Origin of the sequence: Anoxybacillus amylolyticus, assembly GCF_001634285.1 — a bacterium.
Classification (GTDB): Bacteria; Bacillota; Bacilli; order Bacillales; family Anoxybacillaceae; genus Anoxybacteroides; species Anoxybacteroides amylolyticum.
Genome location: NZ_CP015438.1, coordinates 59,464 through 76,617, shown reverse-complemented (window position 1 = coordinate 76,617; position 17,154 = coordinate 59,464). Strand labels below are relative to the sequence as shown.

At 43.8% G+C, this 17,154-nt stretch carries 15 protein-coding genes and 1 other annotated feature; all 15 genes read left to right on the top strand.

Annotated elements, in window-relative coordinates; genetic code table 11:
* The first annotated feature begins 12 nt into the window (after positions 1–12).
* The 15 genes from rplA to rplW all read left to right on the top strand — a co-directional run bounded on the left by rplA (position 13) and on the right by rplW (position 17,140).
* The gene (gene rplA, locus GFC30_RS00435; protein WP_066322091.1) at positions 13–714 is read left to right on the top strand and encodes a 50S ribosomal protein L1; all 702 of its coding nucleotides are present in this window, start codon (positions 13–15) and stop codon (positions 712–714) included.
* Positions 715–761: 47 nt separating this feature from the next.
* Positions 762–910, top strand: a sequence feature (ribosomal protein L10 leader region).
* A 31-nt stretch (positions 911–941) separates the two neighbouring features.
* Positions 942–1,442, top strand: coding sequence for a 50S ribosomal protein L10 (gene rplJ / locus GFC30_RS00430; RefSeq protein ID WP_066322088.1), 501 nt, complete (start codon positions 942–944; stop codon positions 1,440–1,442).
* A 44-nt stretch (positions 1,443–1,486) separates the two neighbouring features.
* Complete coding sequence (gene rplL / locus GFC30_RS00425; protein ID WP_066322085.1) at positions 1,487–1,852, top strand: 50S ribosomal protein L7/L12; 366 nt, start codon at positions 1,487–1,489, stop codon at positions 1,850–1,852.
* Positions 1,853–1,918: 66 nt separating this feature from the next.
* The gene (locus GFC30_RS00420) at positions 1,919–2,551 is read left to right on the top strand and encodes a class I SAM-dependent methyltransferase (RefSeq protein WP_409978489.1); all 633 of its coding nucleotides are present in this window, start codon (positions 1,919–1,921) and stop codon (positions 2,549–2,551) included.
* Between the two features lie 236 nt (positions 2,552–2,787).
* Positions 2,788–6,345 carry a DNA-directed RNA polymerase subunit beta gene (gene rpoB / locus GFC30_RS00415; protein WP_066322083.1) on the top strand — a complete coding sequence of 1,186 codons (3,558 nt, stop codon included), beginning with the start codon at positions 2,788–2,790 and terminating at the stop codon, positions 6,343–6,345.
* Between the two features lie 51 nt (positions 6,346–6,396).
* Complete coding sequence (gene rpoC / locus GFC30_RS00410) at positions 6,397–9,987, top strand: DNA-directed RNA polymerase subunit beta' (RefSeq protein ID WP_066322082.1); 3,591 nt, start codon at positions 6,397–6,399, stop codon at positions 9,985–9,987.
* Positions 9,988–10,106: 119 nt separating this feature from the next.
* Complete coding sequence (locus GFC30_RS00405; protein WP_066322081.1) at positions 10,107–10,355, top strand: 50S ribosomal protein L7ae-like protein; 249 nt, start codon at positions 10,107–10,109, stop codon at positions 10,353–10,355.
* A gap of 102 nt (positions 10,356–10,457) precedes the next feature.
* Complete coding sequence (rpsL, locus tag GFC30_RS00400) at positions 10,458–10,880, top strand: 30S ribosomal protein S12 (RefSeq protein ID WP_066322075.1); 423 nt, start codon at positions 10,458–10,460, stop codon at positions 10,878–10,880.
* 53 nt (positions 10,881–10,933) lie between these two features.
* On the top strand, positions 10,934–11,404 hold the full coding sequence (gene rpsG / locus GFC30_RS00395) for a 30S ribosomal protein S7 (protein ID WP_066322074.1): 471 nt from the start codon (positions 10,934–10,936) through the stop codon (positions 11,402–11,404).
* Positions 11,405–11,546: 142 nt separating this feature from the next.
* Positions 11,547–13,625 (top strand): elongation factor G, encoded by a 2,079-nt coding sequence (gene fusA / locus GFC30_RS00390; RefSeq protein WP_066322073.1) that lies wholly within the window; start codon positions 11,547–11,549, stop codon positions 13,623–13,625.
* 133 nt (positions 13,626–13,758) lie between these two features.
* Positions 13,759–14,946: an elongation factor Tu gene (gene tuf, locus GFC30_RS00385; RefSeq protein WP_066322072.1), complete on the top strand. Its 1,188-nt coding sequence runs from the start codon at positions 13,759–13,761 to the stop codon at positions 14,944–14,946.
* 279 nt (positions 14,947–15,225) lie between these two features.
* Entirely contained in the window at positions 15,226–15,534 is a 309-nt protein-coding gene (gene rpsJ, locus GFC30_RS00380) for a 30S ribosomal protein S10 (protein ID WP_003247558.1), read from the top strand.
* Positions 15,535–15,566: 32 nt separating this feature from the next.
* A complete protein-coding gene (gene rplC, locus GFC30_RS00375; RefSeq protein ID WP_066322070.1) occupies positions 15,567–16,202 on the top strand; it encodes a 50S ribosomal protein L3 in 636 nt (211 codons plus the stop codon).
* 27 nt (positions 16,203–16,229) lie between these two features.
* Positions 16,230–16,853, top strand: a complete 624-nt coding sequence (gene rplD, locus GFC30_RS00370; protein ID WP_066322069.1) for a 50S ribosomal protein L4 — start codon at positions 16,230–16,232, stop codon at positions 16,851–16,853.
* Positions 16,853–17,140 carry a 50S ribosomal protein L23 gene (rplW, locus tag GFC30_RS00365; RefSeq protein WP_066322068.1) on the top strand — a complete coding sequence of 96 codons (288 nt, stop codon included), beginning with the start codon at positions 16,853–16,855 and terminating at the stop codon, positions 17,138–17,140. The genes rplD and rplW overlap by 1 nt, the downstream gene beginning before the upstream one ends.
* Positions 17,141–17,154 lie beyond the last annotated feature (14 nt).

Here is a 17,154-nt window from a genome sequence, read left to right as displayed (position 1 = left end):
GAGGAAATTTAAATGGCTAAAAGAGGAAAAAAATATGTGGAAGCGGCGAAGCTAGTAGACCGCTTTAAAGCGTACTCTGTAACAGAAGCAATTGAACTTGTAAAAAAAACAAGCATTGCAAAGTTTGATGCAACGGTAGAAGTGGCATTCCGTCTAGGGGTTGATCCGAAGAAAGCAGACCAACAAATCCGCGGGGCGGTTGTATTGCCACATGGTACTGGTAAAGTGCAGCGTGTGCTTGTGTTTGCGAAAGGTGAAAAAGCGAAAGAAGCTGAAGCTGCAGGCGCTGATTACGTTGGCGATACAGATTATATCAACAAAATCCAACAAGGTTGGTTTGACTTTGACGTAATCGTTGCTACTCCAGACATGATGGGGGAAGTTGGTAAATTAGGACGTATTTTAGGACCTAAAGGATTAATGCCAAACCCAAAAACTGGTACAGTTACGTTTGATGTAGCAAAAGCAGTAAAAGAAATTAAAGCTGGTAAAGTAGAATATCGTGTAGATAAATCAGGTAACATTCACGTTCCGATCGGAAAAATTTCGTTTGACAGCGAAAAGCTTGTTGATAACTTTACAACTATTTACGAAACAATCTTAAAAGTAAAACCAGCTGCAGCGAAAGGTACGTATGTGAAAAACGTAACGGTTACTTCGACAATGGGACCTGGAATTAAAGTCGATCCTTCTACGTTTGCTGTAGCAAGATAAACGGTTGACTTTTTAGATACGGTTTAGTATGATATACATTGTTTGAAAAACGAATATCATTTGTACCGTAGACAGTAGGTGCTCCAATAGAGCTTAATTTCCTACCGAGGTGTTCCTGACATAGAAAAAGTGCTGTATTAAGCACTTTTAAGGCACCTCCATGTCTACGTAGACATGGAGGTTTTTGCGGTATAAGTGGTTCGGATTTATCTACAGGAGGTGTAAGGATGAGCAGCGCAATCGAACTCAAAAAGCAAGTAGTAGCGGAAATCGCTGACAAATTCCGCGCGAGTAAATCAACGATTATCGTCGACTATCGCGGTCTAAACGTAGCGGAAGTAACGGAGCTTCGTAAGCAGCTTCGTGAAGCAGGCATCGAGTTCAAAGTGTACAAAAACACGCTAACTCGCCGTGCGCTTGCGGAAGTTGGATTAGAAGGATTAGATGAAGTGCTTACAGGTCCGAATGCGATCGCGTTCAGCAACGATGACGTTGTTGCCCCTGCGAAAATTCTAAATGACTTCGCGAAAAAGCACGAAGCATTAGAGATTAAAGCAGGTGTCATCGAAGGAAATGTTGCGACAGTAGAGGAAGTTAAAGCACTTGCAAACCTTCCTTCTCGCGAAGGATTGCTTTCTATGTTGCTTAGTGTTCTTCAAGCACCAATCCGCAACTTCGCGCTTGTTACAAAAGCAGTTGCTGAGCAGAAAGAAGGACAAGGTGCATAAAGTTTCTGGATTTTAATAATTACGATTAAGGGAGGAATATTACAATGACTAAAGAACAAATCATTGAAGCGGTTAAAAATATGACTGTTTTAGAACTAAACGACTTAGTAAAAGCAATTGAAGAAGAGTTCGGAGTAACTGCTGCTGCTCCTGTAGTAGTTGCTGGCGGTGCAGCTGCTGGTGAAGTTGCTGAAGAGAAAACAGAGTTCGACGTTATCCTTAAAGATGGCGGCGCACAAAAAATCAAAGTTATCAAAGTTGTGCGCGAACTTACGGGTCTTGGCTTAAAAGAAGCAAAAGACTTAGTAGACAACACTCCAAAGCCAGTTAAAGAAGGCATCTCTAAAGAAGAAGCAGAAGAAATCAAAGCGAAACTTGAAGAAGCTGGCGCTGTTGTAGAAGTGAAGTAATCTTGTCTAAACGAAAAAAAGCTCGCTATCATTAGCGAGCTTTTTTGCTATGATAAAAAAGAGGGAATGATAAAAGAAAATAAGAAAAAGGTGATGTCGTTGGAACATTATTATTCAAAAACCCCTTCTTCTTCACACCACATACAGACGTGGAATTTTACGTTGCGTGGGAATGAGTTGACATTTACAACAGATAGCGGTGTTTTTTCTAAGCGAGAAGTCGATTTTGGTTCGCGGTTACTAATTGAAACATTTGCAGAACCAGCAATCGATGGGTCTATTTTAGATGTTGGTTGTGGTTACGGACCGATCGGATTGGCTCTCGCAAAGTCGTTTCCAACCCGTCGGGTAGAAATGATTGATATTAACGAGCGGGCAATTGAACTGGCAAACAAAAATAAGCAAATCAATCACCTTCATAACGCAGTTGTTTATCAGAGTGATTTGTTTGCCAACGTTGGAGAGAAGACGTTTGCGTCAATTTTAACAAATCCGCCAATCCGCGCAGGAAAAAAGATTGTTCACGCCATTTTTGAACAAAGCACGAAGCACCTTCTTCCGAAAGGAGAACTGTGGGTTGTCATTCAGAAGAAGCAAGGTGCACCGTCTGCACTCGAGAAGCTACAAACATTATTTCGTCACGTAGAAGTGGTCACAAAGAAAAAAGGATATTATATCATAAAGGCAAAAAAAGATTGACAGTTTTTTTTACCTATGGTAGCATTATAAAATGCCAAATATGTAACCTTATTCGGTGATTGTATGTATAATTTTATTTTCGTTGGGAAAAATTATAAAATCAATAAATAGGTGAAAATGTGGTTTTCTTATATAGAAACCATTTTTCTTTTGTCTCTGATAGTAAGGCAAATATTTCTTGTGTAGAAAAGTTGCCTGCTATTTTCATTAATGCTTGAATTTGAGGGGTGAATCAGTTGACAGGTCAACTAGTTCAATATGGACGACACCGCCAACGAAGAAGTTACGCGCGTATCAGTGAAGTACTCGAGTTACCAAACCTTATCGAAATTCAGACCTCCTCTTATCAATGGTTCCTTGATGAAGGTCTGAGAGAAATGTTCAAAGAAATTTCTCCAATCGAAGACTTTTCCGGAAATCTTTCCCTTGAATTTGTTGATTATAGTCTAGGGGAACCGAAGTACTCGGTAGAAGAATCGAAAGAACGCGATGTGACATATGCAGCGCCGCTTCGCGTGAAAGTGCGCCTTATCAATAAAGAAACAGGCGAAGTGAAGGAACAAGATGTATTCATGGGGGATTTTCCTCTTATGACGGAAACGGGAACGTTCATTATTAATGGTGCTGAACGTGTCATCGCTTCGCAGCTTGTCCGCTCCCCAAGCGTATACTACAGCGGAAAAGTAGACAAAAACGGAAAACGAGGATTTTCTGCGACAGTCATTCCAAACCGTGGCGCATGGTTAGAGTATGAAACCGATGCGAAAGATGTCGTATACGTTCGCATTGATCGTACTCGTAAATTGCCTGTCACCGTTCTCTTACGTGCGCTTGGATTCGGCTCTGACCAAGAAATCATTGATTTAATTGGCGAGAACGAATATCTTCGCAACACGCTTGAAAAAGACAACACGGAAAGTACAGAAAAAGCGTTGCTGGAAATTTATGAGCGGTTGCGCCCAGGTGAACCGCCGACAGTAGAAAACGCGAAAAGTTTATTGATTTCCCGTTTCTTCGACCCGAAGCGCTACGATTTAGCAAGTGTTGGTCGCTATAAAATTAACAAAAAACTCCATATCAAAAATCGACTTTTCAATCAACGGCTCGCGGAGACGCTTGTCAACCATGAAACAGGTGAAATTATTGCTGAAAAAGGAACGGTCATTGACCGCCGGACGTTAGATCGCATTTTGCCTTACTTAGAAAGCGGAATCGGCTTCCGTACGTATAAACAAGCTGGTGGCGTAGTAGACGAAGAATTTACGCTACAATCGATTAAAATTTATGCACCGAACGATCCCGAAGGTGAGCAAGTCATTCATGTCATTGGCAACGGATACATTGCAGAAGACGTTAAACATATTACGCCAAGTGACATCATCGCATCCATTAGCTATTTCTTTAATCTCCTTCACGGAGTCGGTGATACAGACGATATTGACCATCTAGGCAACCGTCGTCTTCGTTCTGTCGGAGAGTTGTTGCAAAACCAATTCCGAATTGGGCTATCGCGCATGGAACGCGTTGTTCGTGAGCGCATGTCCATTCAAGATACGAATACGATTACGCCGCAGCAATTAATTAATATTCGACCAGTTATTGCGGCAATTAAAGAATTTTTCGGTAGCTCGCAGCTTTCGCAGTTTATGGATCAAACGAACCCGCTTGCGGAGTTAACGCATAAACGTCGCCTTTCCGCACTAGGACCTGGTGGTTTGACGCGTGAACGCGCTGGATTCGAAGTTCGCGACGTTCACTATTCTCACTACGGGCGCATGTGTCCAATCGAAACGCCGGAAGGTCCGAACATCGGGTTAATTAACTCGCTTTCGACATATGCAAAAGTCAATAAATTCGGTTTTATTGAAACACCGTATCGCCGTGTTGACCCAGAAACAGGAAAAGTAACGGATCGTATTGATTATTTAACAGCCGACGAAGAAGACAATTACGTCGTTGCTCAAGCAAACGCGCGACTTGCAGAAGACGGCACATTTTTAGACGAAGACATTGTGGCACGTTTCCGTGGTGAAAACATTGTTGTGAAGCGCGACCGTGTCGACTATATGGACGTATCACCAAAGCAAGTCGTCTCTGCAGCGACAGCGTGTATCCCGTTCTTAGAAAATGACGACTCAAACCGTGCATTGATGGGAGCAAACATGCAGCGTCAAGCAGTTCCGCTCTTGCAGCCGGAAGCGCCGATTGTCGGAACAGGAATGGAATATGTGTCGGCGAAAGATTCTGGGGCGGCTGTTATTTGTAAACATCGCGGCATTGTTGAGCGAGTGGAAGCGAAAGAAATTTGGGTACGTCGCCTCATTGAAGTGGACGGCAAAGAAATAAAAGGCGATTTAGATAAATATCGTCTGCTCAAGTTTGTTCGTTCGAACCAAGGTACATGCTACAACCAACGCCCAATCGTGCAAAAAGGGGATATCGTCGAAAAAGGAGAAATTCTTGCTGACGGTCCATCGATGGAAAAAGGGGAGTTGGCGCTTGGCCGCAACGTGCTTGTTGCCTTCATGACATGGGACGGATACAACTACGAAGACGCGATTATTATGAGCGAACGGCTTGTGAAAGAAGACGTATATACGTCTATCCATATTGAAGAATATGAATCAGAATCGCGCGACACGAAGCTTGGTCCTGAGGAAATTACACGTGATATTCCAAACGTCGGAGAAGATGCACTCCGCAATTTAGATGAACGTGGAATTGTGCGCATCGGAGCGGAAGTAAAAGACGGAGACTTGCTTGTCGGGAAAGTGACACCAAAAGGCGTCACCGAGTTAACGGCAGAAGAACGTCTATTGCATGCTATCTTTGGAGAAAAAGCTCGTGAAGTACGGGACACATCACTTCGTGTACCACATGGTGGCGGTGGAATCGTATTAGATGTCAAAGTATTTAACCGTGAAGACGGAGACGAACTTCCTCCTGGCGTGAATCAGCTTGTGCGCGTATACATTGTGCAAAAGCGGAAAATTTCCGAGGGCGATAAAATGGCTGGTCGCCACGGAAATAAAGGGGTTATCTCAAGAATCCTTCCGGAAGAAGACATGCCGTTCTTGCCAGATGGCACACCAGTCGATATCATGTTAAACCCATTAGGCGTTCCGTCGCGGATGAACATCGGGCAAGTGCTTGAGTTGCACCTTGGAATGGCAGCAAGGAAGCTTGGTCTTCATGTCGCTTCCCCGGTATTCGATGGTGCGCGTGAAGAAGATGTGTGGGCAATTTTAGAAGAAGCCGGAATGTCTCGCGATGCAAAAACGGTGTTATACGATGGGCGCACAGGGGAACCATTTGATAACCGTGTATCTGTTGGAATCATGTATATGATTAAACTAGCACACATGGTAGACGACAAGCTCCACGCTCGTTCGACTGGTCCGTACTCGCTCGTGACGCAACAGCCGCTTGGTGGGAAAGCACAATTCGGCGGTCAGCGCTTCGGAGAGATGGAGGTATGGGCACTTGAGGCATATGGTGCAGCATATACGTTACAAGAAATTTTAACCGTCAAATCGGATGACGTCGTCGGTCGGGTGAAAACATACGAAGCAATTGTCAAAGGTGAAAACGTTCCAGAACCAGGGGTTCCAGAATCGTTTAAAGTATTGATTAAAGAACTACAAAGTTTAGGAATGGATGTTACGATTCTTTCAAGCGACGATAAAGAAATTAGCATGGAAAACTTCGATGACGATGACGATGTGCAGCCAGCGGATGCGATGACAGTCGGCATCGTTCCAGAAAAGGAAGAAGAAACTGTCACCAAAGAATAAACGATGAGGCAATAAGGGTAAAACCTGGAGATTGAGAGGGAGGTAGGCCCCTTGCTAGATGTAAATAATTTCGAGTATATGAAAATTGGTCTTGCTTCGCCGGAGAAAATTCGTTCGTGGTCGTATGGCGAAGTGAAAAAACCAGAAACGATCAACTATCGGACGTTAAAACCGGAAAAAGATGGATTGTTCTGCGAGCGCATTTTTGGTCCAACAAAAGACTGGGAGTGCCATTGCGGAAAATATAAGCGCGTACGTTATAAAGGTGTTGTTTGCGATCGCTGTGGCGTGGAAGTAACCCGCGCCAAAGTGCGTCGCGAACGAATGGGGCATATTGAACTAGCTGCTCCTGTTTCGCATATCTGGTACTTCAAAGGAATTCCAAGTCGCATGGGGCTTGTTTTAGACATGTCCCCACGCGCTTTAGAAGAAGTGATCTATTTTGCGTCGTACGTTGTCACTGACCCGGGTGATACGCCGCTAGAGAAAAAACAGCTTCTTTCTGAAAAAGAATACCGAGCTTATCGTGAAAAATACGGAAACTCGTTCCAAGCTTCGATGGGAGCAGAAGCAATTAAAAAGCTTCTACAAGATATCGATTTGGAAAAAGAAGTCGAGTCTTTAAAAGAAGAGTTAAAAACAGCGCAAGGACAACGGCGTGCGCGGGCGATTAAACGGCTAGAAGTATTAGAGGCATTCCGCAATTCTGGGAACGACCCTGCTTGGATGGTGCTGGATGTTCTCCCGGTTATTCCACCGGAATTGCGCCCAATGGTTCAGCTCGACGGCGGTCGCTTTGCAACATCAGACTTAAATGATTTATATCGTCGGGTTATCAACCGTAACAACCGCTTAAAGCGGTTGTTAGATCTCGGCGCACCGAACATTATCGTGCAAAACGAAAAGCGGATGCTTCAAGAAGCGGTTGACGCCCTTATTGATAACGGTCGACGCGGACGTCCAGTCACAGGACCGGGCAACCGTCCGTTAAAATCGTTGTCGCATATGCTAAAAGGAAAGCAAGGCCGTTTTCGACAAAACTTGCTTGGAAAACGTGTCGATTACTCTGGTCGTTCGGTAATCGTTGTCGGCCCGAACTTGAAAATGTACCAATGCGGGTTACCGAAAGAAATGGCGCTTGAATTGTTTAAGCCATTCGTCATGAAAGAGCTAGTTGAGCGCGGATTAGCGCACAATATTAAAAGCGTAAAACGGAAAATTGAGCGTGTGCATCCGGAAGTATGGGACGTACTAGAATCGGTCATTAAAGAACATCCAGTACTTCTCAACCGTGCCCCAACGTTGCACCGTCTTGGAATTCAAGCGTTTGAGCCAACGCTTGTCGAAGGTCGTGCGATTCGTCTACATCCACTGGTATGTACGGCGTACAACGCAGACTTTGACGGCGACCAAATGGCGGTACACGTGCCATTATCGGCGGAAGCGCAAGCAGAAGCTCGTCTATTGATGTTGGCAGCGCAAAACATTTTGAACCCGAAAGATGGAAAACCAGTCGTTACTCCTTCACAAGACATGGTATTAGGAAACTACTACTTGACGATGGAGCGCGAAGGTGCGATCGGTGAAGGTATGATTTTCAAAGATACGGATGAAGCGTTGCTTGCTTACCATAGCGGATATGTCCATCTTCATACACGGATTGCTATTCATGCTGGCTCATTGAAAAACGAAACGTTTACAGAAGAGCAAAACAGTAAGCTGCTCATCACTACTGTCGGGAAATTGATTTTCAACGAAATTTTACCGAAATCATTCCCGTATATTAACGAGCCGACGCAAGAAAATATTGAAGAAAGAACACCGGATAAATATTTCCTTGACAAAGGCGTGAATGTCAAAGAAGAAATTGGCAAACGCGAACTTGTTCCGCCGTTCAAAAAGAAAATACTCGGAAATATTATTGCGGAAGTATTTAAACGTTTCAAAATTACGGAAACATCGAAAATGCTTGACCGTATGAAAGACTTGGGCTTTAAATATTCGACGAAAGCCGGAATTACAATCGGTGTAGCCGATATCGTCGTCTTGCCGGAAAAACAAGAAATTTTACAAGAAGCGCAAACGAAAGTCGATACGGTCTTAAAGCAATTTAGACGCGGGTTAATTACCGACGAAGAACGTTATGAACGCGTCATTTCCATTTGGAGTGCAGCGAAAGATAAAATTCAAAGCAAGTTGATGGAATCGCTCGATAAACGCAATCCAATTTTTATGATGAGTGACTCCGGTGCCCGCGGTAACGCTTCGAACTTTACGCAGCTAGCCGGTATGCGCGGGTTGATGGCGAACCCGGCTGGACGCATTATTGAGTTGCCAATTAAATCATCGTTCCGTGAAGGACTCACCGTATTGGAATACTTTATCTCCACACACGGTGCGCGTAAAGGATTGGCTGATACTGCATTGAAAACAGCCGACTCTGGATATTTAACACGTCGCCTTGTTGACGTTGCACAAGATGTCATTGTTCGAGAAGACGATTGCGGAACAGACCGTGGCATGCTTGTAAGAGCGTTGACGGACGGAACAGAAGTCATCGTCAAACTGGAAGAACGGTTAGTTGGACGCTATGCAAGAAAGACGATCAAACATCCAGAAACAAACGAAATTATCATTCGCGAAAACGAAATGATTACCGAAGATATCGCCAATGCGATTATTAAAGCGGGTATTGACAAAGTATGGATTCGTTCAGCATTTACATGTAACACGCGCCACGGCGTATGTAAAAAATGTTACGGACGCAACCTTGCAACCGGATCGGAAGTAGAAGTGGGTGAAGCAGTGGGTATTATCGCTGCGCAATCAATCGGTGAACCTGGTACGCAGTTGACGATGCGTACATTCCATACCGGTGGGGTCGCAGGCGACGACATTACTCAAGGTTTACCTCGTGTTCAAGAGCTGTTTGAAGCGCGCAATCCGAAAGGGCAAGCCGTCATTTCTGAAATTGACGGAGTCGTCGTTTCAATTACCGAAACTCGTGATCATCAACAAGAAATCGTCGTAAAAGGCGATGTGGAAACACGTACGTATACTGCACCGTATAATGCAAGACTAAAGGTTCAAGAAGGGCAACATGTCGAACGCGGTCAAGAACTAACGGAAGGCTCGATTGACCCGAAAGAACTGCTCAAAGTAAAAGACATTACAGCCGTACAAGAGTACTTGCTTCGTGAAGTACAAAAAGTATACCGTATGCAAGGGGTAGAAATTAGCGACAAGCATATTGAAGTTATGGTTCGCCAAATGCTTCGGAAAGTGCGCGTAATCGATGCAGGAGATACGGATGTACTTCCAGGCACGTTGCTCGATGTTCATCAGTTTACGGACGCAAACGCCAAAGTGTTGCTAGAAGGTAAACGCCCAGCAACTGCTCGCCCAGTATTACTGGGAATTACAAAGGCATCGCTTGAAACGGATTCGTTCTTATCAGCAGCGTCATTCCAAGAAACGACCCGCGTCCTAACCGATGCAGCAATTAAAGGAAAACGAGACGAATTGCTTGGGTTAAAAGAAAACGTCATTATTGGAAAACTCGTTCCTGCTGGAACAGGAATGGCGCGTTATCGCAAAATCAAACCAGTCGTGAAAAAACAAGAACAAGTACCAACATCATAAACTAGTTACCGGTAAGCTTTTGCTTGCCGGTAACAAAAATAATAGTTGACAATGCCATAAGAAAATGTTAATGTAATAAAGGTGTTCCAAAAACCTGGTACTTTGGAGGATATTTTAAAATGTCTTATGAAAAAGTATTACAGGCTCAAGAAGTAGTTGTCGGAACAAAGCAAACAGTTCGTGCTCTAAAAGAAGGAAACGTACGGGAAGTAGTGATAGCGGAAGATGCTGACAAAGCGATTACTGATAAAATCGTTGAAGCAGCAAAAGAAGCGAACGTTCCTGTAAGGAAAGTAGACTCGATGAAAAAGCTCGGGAAAGCGTGCAAAATCCAAGTGGGAGCAGCAGCTGTTGCGATTATTCGTTAAAACTGTTTTTGTGGTTTCACTACAAAAACTTTGTTTTTGCATAAATAATGAGCCACCTGGATGTGTGGGCTTGAACTTACGTGTGAAGGGAGGAAATTTATCATGCCTACAATTAATCAGCTAGTACGCAAAGGTCGTACGAAAAAAGTGGTAAAATCTAAATCCCCTGCTTTAAATAAAGGGTACAACAGCTTTAAAAAAGTACAAACAAACGTTGCATCTCCACAAAAACGTGGGGTGTGCACACGTGTAGGTACAATGACGCCGAAGAAGCCAAACTCAGCGCTTCGTAAATATGCTCGTGTACGTTTATCAAACGGTATTGAGGTAACAGCATACATTCCTGGTATCGGCCATAACTTACAAGAGCACAGTGTTGTATTAATTCGCGGCGGACGTGTAAAAGACTTGCCAGGGGTACGCTATCACATCGTTCGTGGTGCGCTTGACACTGCTGGGGTAGCAAACCGTATGCAAGGTCGTTCGAAGTATGGTGCGAAAAGACCAAAAGCAGCGAAAAAATAATTGGTTGTTAAAAGCAAAAAATTAGGATTTTTTTCTTGAAGGGAGGAAAAACTATGCCACGTAAAGGTCCGGTTCCAAAACGAGATGTGCTACCAGATCCGATTTACAATTCTAAACTTGTTACACGCCTGATCAACAAAATTATGATCGACGGAAAAAAAGGAAAAGCGCAAAAAATTCTTTACACAGCATTTGATATTATCCGTGAACGCACTGGCAAAGATCCAATGGAAGTATTCGAACAAGCATTGAAAAACGTTATGCCTGTTCTTGAAGTGCGCGCTCGTCGCGTCGGTGGTGCGAACTACCAAGTTCCAGTAGAAGTTCGTCCAGATCGTCGTACAACATTAGGTCTTCGCTGGCTAGTTAACTACGCTCGTCTTCGTGGGGAAAAAACGATGGAAGAGCGTCTAGCAAACGAAATTTTAGATGCAGCAAACAACACAGGTGCATCGGTGAAGAAACGCGAAGATACACACAAAATGGCAGAAGCGAACAAAGCGTTTGCTCACTATCGTTGGTAATCATTTTTTTCACAATGAAGTTATTCGTTTGTATTGTATAATAGGAATAGGTGAAGGTAGCAAGCTAGCTCCTCACCTATATTCCTATATTTGCAACTTTTTATCACACGATATTTACTTAAAGGAAGGAGAAAAAACCAAGATGGCAAGAGAGTTCTCCTTAGAAAACACTCGCAATATTGGTATCATGGCTCACATCGATGCCGGTAAAACAACAACAACAGAACGTATCCTTTTCTACACAGGACGCGTTCATAAAATTGGGGAAGTCCACGAAGGCGCAGCAACGATGGACTGGATGGAACAAGAACAAGAGCGCGGAATTACGATTACGTCTGCCGCAACAACTGCGCAATGGAAAGGTCACCGCATTAACATCATCGACACACCAGGACACGTAGACTTCACAGTAGAAGTGGAACGCTCATTGCGTGTATTAGATGGTGCGGTAGCTGTACTTGATGCGCAATCTGGGGTAGAGCCGCAAACGGAAACAGTATGGCGCCAAGCGACTACATACGGCGTTCCGCGTATCGTGTTCGTTAACAAAATGGACAAGATTGGTGCGGATTTCCTGTACTCGGTGAAAACGCTTCATGATCGTTTGCAAGCAAATGCGCACCCAGTACAATTGCCAATAGGTGCTGAAGATCAGTTTACTGGTATCATTGACCTTGTCGAAATGTGTGCGTACCACTATCATGATGAGTTAGGGAAAAACATTGAACGCATTGAAATCCCAGAAGATTATCGTGATATGGCGGAAGAATACCGTGGAAAATTAATCGAAGCCGTAGCAGAACTTGATGAAGAATTAATGATGAAATATTTAGAAGGGGAAGAAATTACAAAAGAAGAGTTGAAGGCAGCCATTCGCAAAGCAACCGTTTCTGTTGAATTCTTCCCTGTATTCTGCGGTTCTGCATTTAAAAACAAAGGCGTTCAGTTAATGCTTGACGGTGTCGTCGATTATTTACCTTCTCCAGTGGATATCCCTGCGATTAAAGGGATTGTTCCTGATACAGAAGAAGAAACAGTGCGTGAATCTCGCGACGATGCACCGTTCGCTGCATTAGCGTTTAAAATTATGACAGACCCTTATGTTGGGAAGTTGACGTTCTTCCGTGTGTACTCTGGTACATTAGATTCTGGTTCTTACGTATTGAACTCAACAAAACGTAAACGCGAGCGCATCGGTCGTATTCTACAAATGCATGCGAACCATCGCCAAGAAATTTCGAAAGTTTACGCAGGGGATATCGCTGCAGCGGTCGGTTTAAAAGATACAACGACTGGGGATACGTTGTGTGATGAAAAAGCACCTGTCATCCTTGAATCGATGACATTCCCAGAGCCAGTCATCCAGATCGCGATTGAGCCGAAATCGAAAGCGGATCAAGACAAAATGAGCACAGCGTTGCAAAAACTTCAAGAAGAAGATCCAACATTCCGCGCATGGACAGACCAAGAAACAGGTCAAACGATCATCGCAGGAATGGGTGAGCTTCACCTTGACATTATCGTCGACCGTATGCGTCGTGAATTCAAAGTCGAAGCAAATGTCGGTGCTCCGCAAGTTGCGTACCGCGAAACATTCCGCAAATCTGCGCAAGTCGAAGGAAAATTCGTGCGCCAGTCTGGTGGTCGCGGTCAATACGGTCACGTTTGGATCGAATTCTCGCCAAATGAAGAAGGAAAAGGATTCGAATTTGAAAACGCGATCGTCGGTGGGGTTGTTCCGAGAGAATACATCCCAGCAATTCAAGCAGGTCTTGAAGATGCAATGCAAAATGGAGTGCTTGCTGGATATCCGGTTGTCGATATTAAAGCGAAGCTATTCGACGGTTCTTACCACGATGTCGACTCCAGTGAAATGGCGTTCAAAATCGCTGCTTCACTTGCATTGAAAAATGCGGCAACAAAATGTGATCCAGTATTGCTTGAACCAATTATGAGAGTTGAGGTCATCGTCCCTGAAGAATATTTAGGAGATATCATGGGTGACATCACATCTCGCCGCGGCCGCGTAGAAGGTATGGAAGCGCGCGGAAACGCTCAAGTTGTTCGCGCAATGGTTCCACTATCTGAAATGTTCGGCTATGCCACTTCATTGCGTTCTAACACGCAAGGTCGGGGAACATTCACGATGGTATTCGATCATTACGAAGAAGTTCCGAAGAGCATCGCTGAAGAAATCATCAAAAAAAATAAAGGTGAATAATTGATTTTCCAGCGCTGTTCAAGTATAAATACTTATGTAAGACTTGGAAGCGGACATGCTTGCATGTTCGTTTCCGAGCATCCTATATACTCAAAATCTAATATGAAATCTATATTTAAGGAGGATATTTCTAATGGCTAAAGCGAAATTCGAACGTACGAAACCACACGTTAACATTGGTACAATCGGCCACGTTGACCATGGGAAAACAACTTTAACAGCAGCAATCACAACAGTTCTTGCAAAACAAGGAAAAGCAGAAGCACGCGCTTATGACCAAATCGACGCTGCTCCAGAGGAGCGTGAGCGCGGAATCACAATCTCAACTGCACACGTTGAGTATGAAACAGACAATCGTCACTATGCGCACGTTGACTGCCCAGGCCACGCTGACTACGTAAAAAACATGATCACTGGTGCAGCACAAATGGACGGTGCGATCCTTGTTGTATCTGCAGCTGACGGTCCAATGCCACAAACTCGCGAGCACATTCTTCTTTCTCGCCAAGTAGGCGTACCGTACATCGTTGTATTCTTAAACAAATGCGACATGGTAGACGACGAAGAACTATTAGAGCTTGTTGAAATGGAAGTTCGCGACCTATTATCTGAATACGACTTCCCTGGCGATGAAATCCCAGTAATTAAAGGTTCTGCATTGAAAGCACTTGAAGGCGATGCTGAATGGGAAGCAAAAATCATCGAGCTTATGAACGCGGTTGACGAGTATATCCCAACTCCACAACGCGAAGTTGACAAACCGTTCATGATGCCAGTTGAGGACGTATTCTCAATCACTGGTCGTGGTACAGTTGCTACTGGCCGTGTTGAGCGCGGTATCTTAAAAGTTGGTGATCAAGTAGAAATCATCGGTCTTTCTGAAGAGCCAAAAGCAACAACGGTTACAGGTGTAGAAATGTTCCGTAAGCTTCTTGACCAAGCAGAAGCTGGTGACAACATTGGTGCGCTTCTTCGTGGGGTATCTCGTGACGAAGTACAACGTGGTCAAGTACTTGCAAAACCAGGTACAATCACACCACATACAAAATTCAAAGCGCAAGTTTACGTCTTGTCAAAAGAAGAAGGTGGACGTCATACTCCATTCTTCTCTAACTACCGTCCACAATTCTACTTCCGTACAACGGACGTAACAGGTATCATCCAACTTCCAGAAGGCGTTGAGATGGTTATGCCTGGCGACAACATCGAAATGACAGTAGAACTAATCGCACCAATCGCGATCGAAGAAGGTACAAAATTCTCGATCCGTGAAGGTGGCCGTACAGTAGGCGCAGGTTCTGTATCTCAAATCATCGAGTAATGAATCAAAGCAGGTTTGCTTAAAGGCAAGCCTGCTTTTTTTACTGCCTCATGCTAGGTTGAAAGTGATTGGATAGATGTGTATAATAAAAGAAGTGTGCAAGTATCCGATATTTTACTTGCATTTTGCTTTTTCTATCTGTATAATGTTTAATGTTGGTCTTTGACTGCGATGAAGTGGAAGGTTGCTGACACACCCGGCCGCTTTGCCATGGCGAGTGTGAGGAAATTTCCACGGAGAATGTCTATTTTGAAAATAGGCGAAGAAGGAGGGAAAATAATGGCAAAAGAAAAAATTCGTATCCGTTTAAAAGCTTACGATCATCGAATCCTTGATCAATCTGCTGAAAAAATCGTAGAAACAGCAAAACGTTCTGGTGCAAAAGTATCTGGACCGATCCCACTACCAACAGAAAGAACTGTTTATACGATTTTACGCGCTGTTCACAAGTATAAAGATTCTCGTGAACAATTCGAAATGCGTACACATAAACGCTTGATCGATATCGTAAACCCAACTCCGCAAACAGTGGATTCGCTTATGCGCCTTGATTTGCCATCTGGTGTCGATATTGAAATTAAGCTTTAATTGTCAAAATGAACTTATAGGAGGTGTGACGAATGACCAAAGGAATCTTAGGTAGAAAAATCGGGATGACGCAAGTATTCGCGGAAAACGGTGACTTAATTCCTGTAACAGTAATTGAAGCGACTCCAAACGTCGTACTTCAAAAGAAAACGGTGGAAAACGACGGGTATGAGGCGATTCAATTAGGGTTTGAAGACAAACGGGAAAAATTAGCGAACAAACCGGAAAAAGGACATGCTGCGAAAGCGAATACTGCTCCTAAGCGCTTCATTCGTGAAATTCGCGGTGCAAACGTAGCGGAATATGAAGTTGGTCAGGAAGTCAAAGTAGATATTTTCGCTGAAGGCGATATTGTAGATGTAACAGGGGTTTCGAAAGGGAAAGGATTCCAAGGTGCAATTAAGCGCCATGGCCAATCTCGTGGACCGATGGCACACGGTTCTCGTTACCATCGTCGTCCTGGTTCAATGGGTCCAATCGCGCCAAACCGTGTATTCAAATCGAAAGAATTGCCAGGTCGTATGGGTGGCGAACGCGTAACAGTACAAAACTTAAAAATCGTGAAAGTTGATACAGAACGCAACTTGCTTCTTATCAAAGGAAACGTTCCAGGTCCAAACAAAGGGCTTGTAGTCATTAAAAGTGCGGTTAAAGCGAAAGTGAAATAACTTTGTTAAGAAAGGAGGAACTATCCAATGCCAAAAGTAGCATTGTACAACCAAAACGGAGCAACTGTCGGAGAAATCGAGTTGAATGATTCCGTATTTGGTATTGAGCCTAACAAACATGTGTTATTTGAAGCAGTGATTATGCAACGTGCTTCTTTGCGTCAAGGAACGCATAAAACGAAAAATCGTGCGGAAGTAAGCGGCGGTGGTCGTAAACCATGGCGTCAAAAAGGTACTGGCCGTGCACGTCAAGGGTCGATTCGTTCTCCACAATGGCGTGGTGGTGGTACGGTATTCGGTCCGGTTCCGCGTAGCTACAGCTACAAATTACCGAAAAAAGTACGCCGTTTAGCAATCAAATCAGCATTATCTTCTAAAGTGCTTGAAAACAACATTGTTGTATTAGACAACTTAGCGCTTGAAGCACCAAAAACGAAAGAAATGGTAAAAATTTTAAGCAACCTTTCTGTTGACCGCAAGGCGCTAATTGTAACAGCAGATTTTAACGAAAACGTCTTATTATCTGCGCGCAACATTCCGGGGGTAACTGTCGTTACAGCAAGCGGAATCAACGTTCTTGATGTACTCAATCACGACAAGCTTGTCATCACAAAAGCTGCCGTGGAAAAAGTAGAGGAGGTGCTTGCATAATGAAAGATCCTCGCGATATTATTAAGCGCCCCGTTATCACTGAAAACTCAATGAATTTAGTGGCACAAAAAAAATATACGTTTGAAGTTGACGTAAAAGCAAACAAAACAGAAGTAAAAGACGCAGTAGAAGCGATTTTCGGTGTGAAAGTCGAAAAGGTCAACATTATGAACTACAAAGGGAAGTTCAAACGTGTTGGTCGTTATAGCGGGCTCACAAACCGTCGCCGCAAAGCAATCGTGACATTAACGCCAGACAGCAAAACAATCGAGCTATTTGAAGCATAAGTTTAAAAGTGAAG

What these genes read in the sequence shown, in the direction of transcription:
- rplA (WP_066322091.1), top strand. Translation starts at nt 13, where the DNA reads ATGGCTAAAAGAGGAAAAAAATATGTGGAAGCGGCGAAGCTAGTAGAC.
- rplJ (WP_066322088.1), top strand. Translation starts at nt 942, where the DNA reads ATGAGCAGCGCAATCGAACTCAAAAAGCAAGTAGTAGCGGAAATCGCT.
- rplL (WP_066322085.1), top strand. Translation starts at nt 1,487, where the DNA reads ATGACTAAAGAACAAATCATTGAAGCGGTTAAAAATATGACTGTTTTA.
- GFC30_RS00420 (WP_409978489.1), top strand. Translation starts at nt 1,919, where the DNA reads ATGATAAAAGAAAATAAGAAAAAGGTGATGTCGTTGGAACATTATTAT.
- GFC30_RS00405 (WP_066322081.1), top strand. Translation starts at nt 10,107, where the DNA reads ATGTCTTATGAAAAAGTATTACAGGCTCAAGAAGTAGTTGTCGGAACA.
- rpsL (WP_066322075.1), top strand. Translation starts at nt 10,458, where the DNA reads ATGCCTACAATTAATCAGCTAGTACGCAAAGGTCGTACGAAAAAAGTG.
- rpsG (WP_066322074.1), top strand. Translation starts at nt 10,934, where the DNA reads ATGCCACGTAAAGGTCCGGTTCCAAAACGAGATGTGCTACCAGATCCG.
- fusA (WP_066322073.1), top strand. Translation starts at nt 11,547, where the DNA reads ATGGCAAGAGAGTTCTCCTTAGAAAACACTCGCAATATTGGTATCATG.
- tuf (WP_066322072.1), top strand. Translation starts at nt 13,759, where the DNA reads ATGGCTAAAGCGAAATTCGAACGTACGAAACCACACGTTAACATTGGT.
- rpsJ (WP_003247558.1), top strand. Translation starts at nt 15,226, where the DNA reads ATGGCAAAAGAAAAAATTCGTATCCGTTTAAAAGCTTACGATCATCGA.
- rplC (WP_066322070.1), top strand. Translation starts at nt 15,567, where the DNA reads ATGACCAAAGGAATCTTAGGTAGAAAAATCGGGATGACGCAAGTATTC.
- rplD (WP_066322069.1), top strand. Translation starts at nt 16,230, where the DNA reads ATGCCAAAAGTAGCATTGTACAACCAAAACGGAGCAACTGTCGGAGAA.
- rplW (WP_066322068.1), top strand. Translation starts at nt 16,853, where the DNA reads ATGAAAGATCCTCGCGATATTATTAAGCGCCCCGTTATCACTGAAAAC.